The organism is Patescibacteria group bacterium, assembly GCA_018896645.1.
Lineage (GTDB): Bacteria > Patescibacteriota > Patescibacteriia > UBA2591 > JABMQE01 > JAHIMF01.
Genome location: JAHIMF010000008.1, coordinates 1 through 5,158, shown reverse-complemented (window position 1 = coordinate 5,158; position 5,158 = coordinate 1). Strand labels below are relative to the sequence as shown.

Below are 5,158 nucleotides of genomic sequence, written 5' to 3'. Positions count from 1 at the left end.
TGTTCTGTCTTGCAAGATATAAATAATGTTGTTCATAAGGGACAAAATTTGATTTTGGTTTTTAGGGGAAGAAGAGATGTTGTGAGATACGAGCTTGAACAAATAAAAAGATCTTTTAGTACGAAAAAAATTATACTCGCATCATCATTCTGGAAGTTTGATCATGACAAACCCATAAACACAGGGTCTCTATCTACTCTGCAGGAACTTTTGCAGCAGGCTCTCTTGGTAGTGTCGAGTTCTTTTCATGGCATTATATTTAGCATACGTTTTGGCATACCCTTCATACCAATTGAAACTATGGCAACAAGGAAAAATTTATCAGTATCATATGACGTTCTTGGAACTCATTATAAACAAATGGACTTTTCGGCGTGGTTAGAATTTTATAAAGATAAAGGTAATTATAATGATATAGAAAGGCATCTTATAAAAGTACTTCCTCAATTGCAAAAACGCGCTCTAGTATATTCTCAATAAACGGGGGGGCGAAATTGCTACATCGTTTAATCCCAAGTTTTATAAAGAAGGAATTTGGCTTTGTTCTATTACTAATTTTCCTCAATTCCAAAACAAGAACTTTTTTGAATTAAGTGATGAGGAGAGAATATCCACGGAGGATTCGTGGGATAAATTGAAGAATGAGTTTATAAGGTTCCAACGCCAAGCAAACAAATGAAAGGATGAGGAACAGATGGCCAAGAAAGTTGTTGTCAAGGCGCCCAACTTGTCAGCGAATATGTGATAAACGGATATTCACCGAAGGAAGTGGTATTATCCAAGAGAGCCATTGAAAAATGTTCGTATTAAATGACAGATTTGCCCTGATTATCGGCAATATGAACATTAATTGGATGCTAGGAGTATAAGGGTTTTTAATAAGTTCCTATATTGATTTATTGGTTATCTAATCAGACCAAGAATCTCTCTTGGTTTTTTCTTTTCTCTCAATTTTATGGTATAATAAAGCCGTAATCCGAATCTGCGAATGCGGTAAATAATTTTAACAATTTGGCAGGTTATAATTAAAACAAGACCCTTATGCCAGTCTTTTTAACCGGAGCCACTGGATTCATTGGTTCAAAAATACTTCAAGAGTTATTAACTAGAAAATATGAGGTTAGGGTTTTTGTTAGGAGAACCAGTAATTTAGAAAGTTTGAAAAAATTTAATATAAATATTTGCTATGGTGATATAACTGATAAGGCTTCAGTTGAAAAAGCGGCTCAAGGGTGTGACTTTATTATCCATTCAGCCGCTCTTTATTCCCTTTGGCTGCCGCAGAAAGATTCTATTTACCAAGCAAATTTAAAAGGCACTAGGAATATTTTGGAAACTGCTTTGAAATTGAACATAAAAAAAATAGTATACACCAGCACTGTTGCTACTGTTTCGCCCCCCGAGAATAAGGCTCAATCAGATGAAAACTCTTATTGGGATTTAAAAGAGATAAAACATGATTATACTAAGTCTAAATATTTGGCTGAACAAGAAGCCTTAAAATTTTATCATTCATATAAGTTGCCCATAGTTATAGTAAATCCTACTATAGTAGTAGGTCCTGGTGACGCCAGACCCACGCCATCAGGGGATTTAATCCTTAATTTTTTAAAAGGAAAGATATTTGCTTATTTTGAAGGCGGAGGAAATTTTGTGGATGTCCACGATGTTGCTCGGTGGCATGTTGATGCTCTAGAAAAGGGCCGGGTTGGGCAAAGATATATTTTAGGCAATGAGAATTTATCATTACTGGATTTTTTCAAAATTTTAGCCAAGATATCAGATACTGAATTACCAATAGTTAAGATTCCGGCCGGCCTTGCTTTAATCTATGCTGATTTGTCAGAGCTTTTCGCTAGACATATTACTAAAACTTCGCCGGTATTTACTAAAGAAGGTGTTAGAACCATGAAAAATAAGGTTTATTGCGATTGCAAAAAAACTCATCAAGAATTTGGGCCACCGCAAGTTTCTATCAAAGAGTCGCTTAAATCAGCAGTAACTTGGTTTAAGAACAATAATTATCTATAAAACCCAGGAGGTATGTCAATTTTTTATTTTAATCCCTACGCAATCCCACTCTTAATAGCCGCGCTTTTCCTATTGTTTTTGGCTATTTTTGTATTAATCAGAAATACGAGATCTGAAACTAATATAAGTTATTTTTTTATGAACATCAGCGCTTTTGTCTGGCAGATTGGTTATTTTTTTGTTTATATTAGCAGTGATAGAGAAGTAGCTGATTTTTGGCAAAGGATTGTTTATGTTGGCGTACCTTTTCTAGCGCCAACAATGTATCACTTTTCAATTACTTTTTTAAAAACTAAAAGAGGGAGATCTTTAATAATTCCTTATTATATTTTTGCCGCTATATTTTCTTTCCTTTGCATTGCAACTGATTTATTACTCGTAGATGTAAGGAGATATTTTTGGGGTTATTATACATATGTTAATAAAGATTTATATTCAATATTTTTAGCAATTTGGATGATAGCGGTAGTGTATGCCATAGCTAACTTATATTGGGGATTTAGAAAAGGAAAAGCCGGTTCTTCGCTTGAACGGCAGCAAAGAAAATATATATCTATAGCTTTTTTAATTGTATTTTTAGCGGCTCTTGATTTTGTTCCGGTCTATGGCATAGAGATTTATCCTTGGGGATATTTGCCTGTTATAACTTGCTTAAGTTTAATCGCTTACGCCATAGTTAAATATCGGCTAATGGATGTCAGATTATTAGTCGTTCGTTCCATCACTTACTCTTTGCTCATTCTTTATGTGGGCGGGGTTTACGGTTTTTTAATGTATACCTTGGGCCAGGTCTTGGTGGAGAGGTTGGGCATTAGTTCAGCATTTGTGCCTTTGATTTTTGCTTTTATTGTTGTCCTGGGACTTGATCCCATCAAGAAAATTTTAGCCAAATACACCGACAAACTTTTCTACAAAGACCGGATAGATTATCAGGAAGTGCTAAAGCATTTGTCAGAAGTCGTGGCTCGGGAGATTGAGCTGGAAGAGCTTTTGGATTCGGTTTTGCAGGTTTTAAATCAAGAATTAAAAATTAAAAACGGCCTGGTTTTGGTGGCGGACAAGAACGGCAAATTTTTTAAGCCGGAGAGTTATCTTAACGGCCGGACTAATGTTGTTTTGGACAATAAAAATCATTTGATAAAATATCTAAGAGAAAAATCAAAAATTATTGTTACTGAAGAGCTGGTTCGGATGGCGGCGGATGCCGCTAGCCAAGAAAAGAAAAACAAATTAGAGCGCGTTAGAAAAGAGCTTGATAATCTTGATTGCGCTTTGTGCGTGCCGGTGCTGATGGAAGGCGGATTAATTGCTGTGATAGCTATTGGCCCTAAAATGTCCGGTGATATGTTTTCCAGCGCAGATATTCAGTTGTTTGAAGTTTTGGGCCAGCAAATGGCCGCGGCTTTGGAAAAAGCGAAGCTTTATGAAGAGGTTCAGGATTTTACCAAGACCCTCCAGCAAAAGGTTGACCAACAAACCAAAGAACTAAAGCAAGCCAATGTTCATTTACAGCAACTTGACGAGGCTAAGTCCGAGTTTTTATCAATTGCGGCTCACCAACTGCGCACCCCCTTGACAGCGCTCAAGGGTTATTTATCAATGATGATAGAAGGAGATTATGGCAAACTTGATCCCAAACAGGAAGAGATTACGGGCCGGGTTTTGGCCAGTTCGGAACGTTTAAATAGATTGGTCAATCAATTTTTAGATGTTTCTCGGATTGAAGCGGGCCGGTTAAGACTTGACAAGCGAACTGCCCAACTGGAAGATGTGGCTGGGAAAGTTGTAGAAAATTTTCAAAATGAAGCCCGAGGCAAGGGCTTAAAATTAGAGTTTGTTAAACCCAAGAAAGCGACTTCTGATTTAAGGATTGATATTGATAAGCTCATTGATGTGATGAGCAATTTGGTTGATAATTCTCTAAAATATACGGCTCAAGGCCAAGTAATTGTGCGGGTGCATGAAAAAGCAGGCCAGGTATTTTTCTCGGTCACTGATAGCGGTATTGGCATCAATAAGGGAGACATCCCGGCATTGTTCAGCAAATTCAAGCGAACGCATGAGGGTGAACGAGTGTACACCAGCGGCAGCGGCCTGGGTCTTTTTATCGCTAAAAAGATGATTGAAGCTCATGGCGGCAAGGTTTGGGCCGAGAGCGAAGGGAAGGCTAAGGGGAGTAGGTTTGTGTTCTCATTGCCGGTTGGATAATTTTTAGGTTAGATTGGACATCAAAGATATACTTTAAAATTTCTAATTTCTAATTCATCTAATTTCTAATAAAATTTCTAATTCACAATTTTTAATTTAGGAATTAGAAATTTTATTAGGTGAATTAGAAATTAGACAATTAGGTGAATTTTCACAATGGTGAATTAGGAATTTATATACTCCTATGACTGATTTAACTAACAAAAAAATTTTAATAATCATTGCGCACCATGATTATCAGGATGTTGAGTATGGTACACCTAAAGGAATTTTTGAGGGGGCAGGTGCTAAAGTGACCACGGCTAGCAGCGAGGCCTCGCCAGCCCAAGGCAAATTAGGCGGCACAGCCCAAGTGGATGTTGTTTTACAGGATGTGTCAGCCGCTGATTTTGACGCGGTGATTTTTGTTGGCGGCGCCGGAGCTGTTAATTATGTTGGCGATCCTGAGGCTAGTCGGATTGCTAGCGAGGCCATTGACCAGGATAAGATTTTGGGAGCGATTTGCATTGCGCCAACGATTCTGGCCAAAGCCGGAGTTTTGCAGGGCAAGAAAGCCACGGTTTGGCACGCGAGTTTGGAAGATGATTCTATTAAACAGCTGCAAGCTGGCGGAGCAGAATTTGTGGAGCAGGATGTAGTTGTTGACGGGAATATTATTACGGCTAACGGGCCGGGCGCGGCAGAGGAGTTTGGGCAAAAGATTGTGAAAGCCTTGGTTAATAGAGACTAGACACAAGAAATAGTCACCCTAGTTTCTAGTTTCTAGTTTCTATTTTCTAGTTTCTAGTTTCTAGTTTCTATTTTCTAGTTTCTATTTTCTAGTTTCTAGTTTCTAGTTTCTAGTTTCTATTTTCTAGTTTCTAGTTTCTATTTTCTAGTTTCTATTTTCTAGTTTCTAGTTTCTATTTTCTAGTTTCTA

Annotated in this window: 4 protein-coding genes; all 4 read left to right on the top strand. The window is 37.6% G+C overall.

Features of this window, described 5'->3' with window-relative positions; translation table 11 throughout:
* Positions 1-480 (top strand): polysaccharide pyruvyl transferase family protein (locus KKD20_00575; GenBank protein MBU4331606.1); only part of this gene is annotated, 480 nt, incomplete at its 5' end.
* A 561-nt stretch (positions 481-1,041) separates the two neighbouring features.
* Positions 1,042-2,031, top strand: a complete 990-nt coding sequence (locus KKD20_00570) for an NAD-dependent epimerase/dehydratase family protein (protein ID MBU4331605.1) — start codon at positions 1,042-1,044, stop codon at positions 2,029-2,031.
* A gap of 12 nt (positions 2,032-2,043) precedes the next feature.
* Entirely contained in the window at positions 2,044-4,239 is a 2,196-nt protein-coding gene (locus KKD20_00565) for a GAF domain-containing protein (protein ID MBU4331604.1), read from the top strand.
* A 184-nt stretch (positions 4,240-4,423) separates the two neighbouring features.
* Positions 4,424-4,969, top strand: coding sequence for a DJ-1/PfpI family protein (locus KKD20_00560; GenBank protein ID MBU4331603.1), 546 nt, complete (start codon positions 4,424-4,426; stop codon positions 4,967-4,969).
* Positions 4,970-5,158: the final 189 nt, after the last annotated feature.

Coding starts and splice junctions, on each gene's coding strand:
- KKD20_00570 (MBU4331605.1), top strand. CDS start 1,042: ATGCCAGTCTTTTTAACCGGAGCCACTGGATTCATTGGTTCAAAAATA.
- KKD20_00565 (MBU4331604.1), top strand. CDS start 2,044: ATGTCAATTTTTTATTTTAATCCCTACGCAATCCCACTCTTAATAGCC.
- KKD20_00560 (MBU4331603.1), top strand. CDS start 4,424: ATGACTGATTTAACTAACAAAAAAATTTTAATAATCATTGCGCACCAT.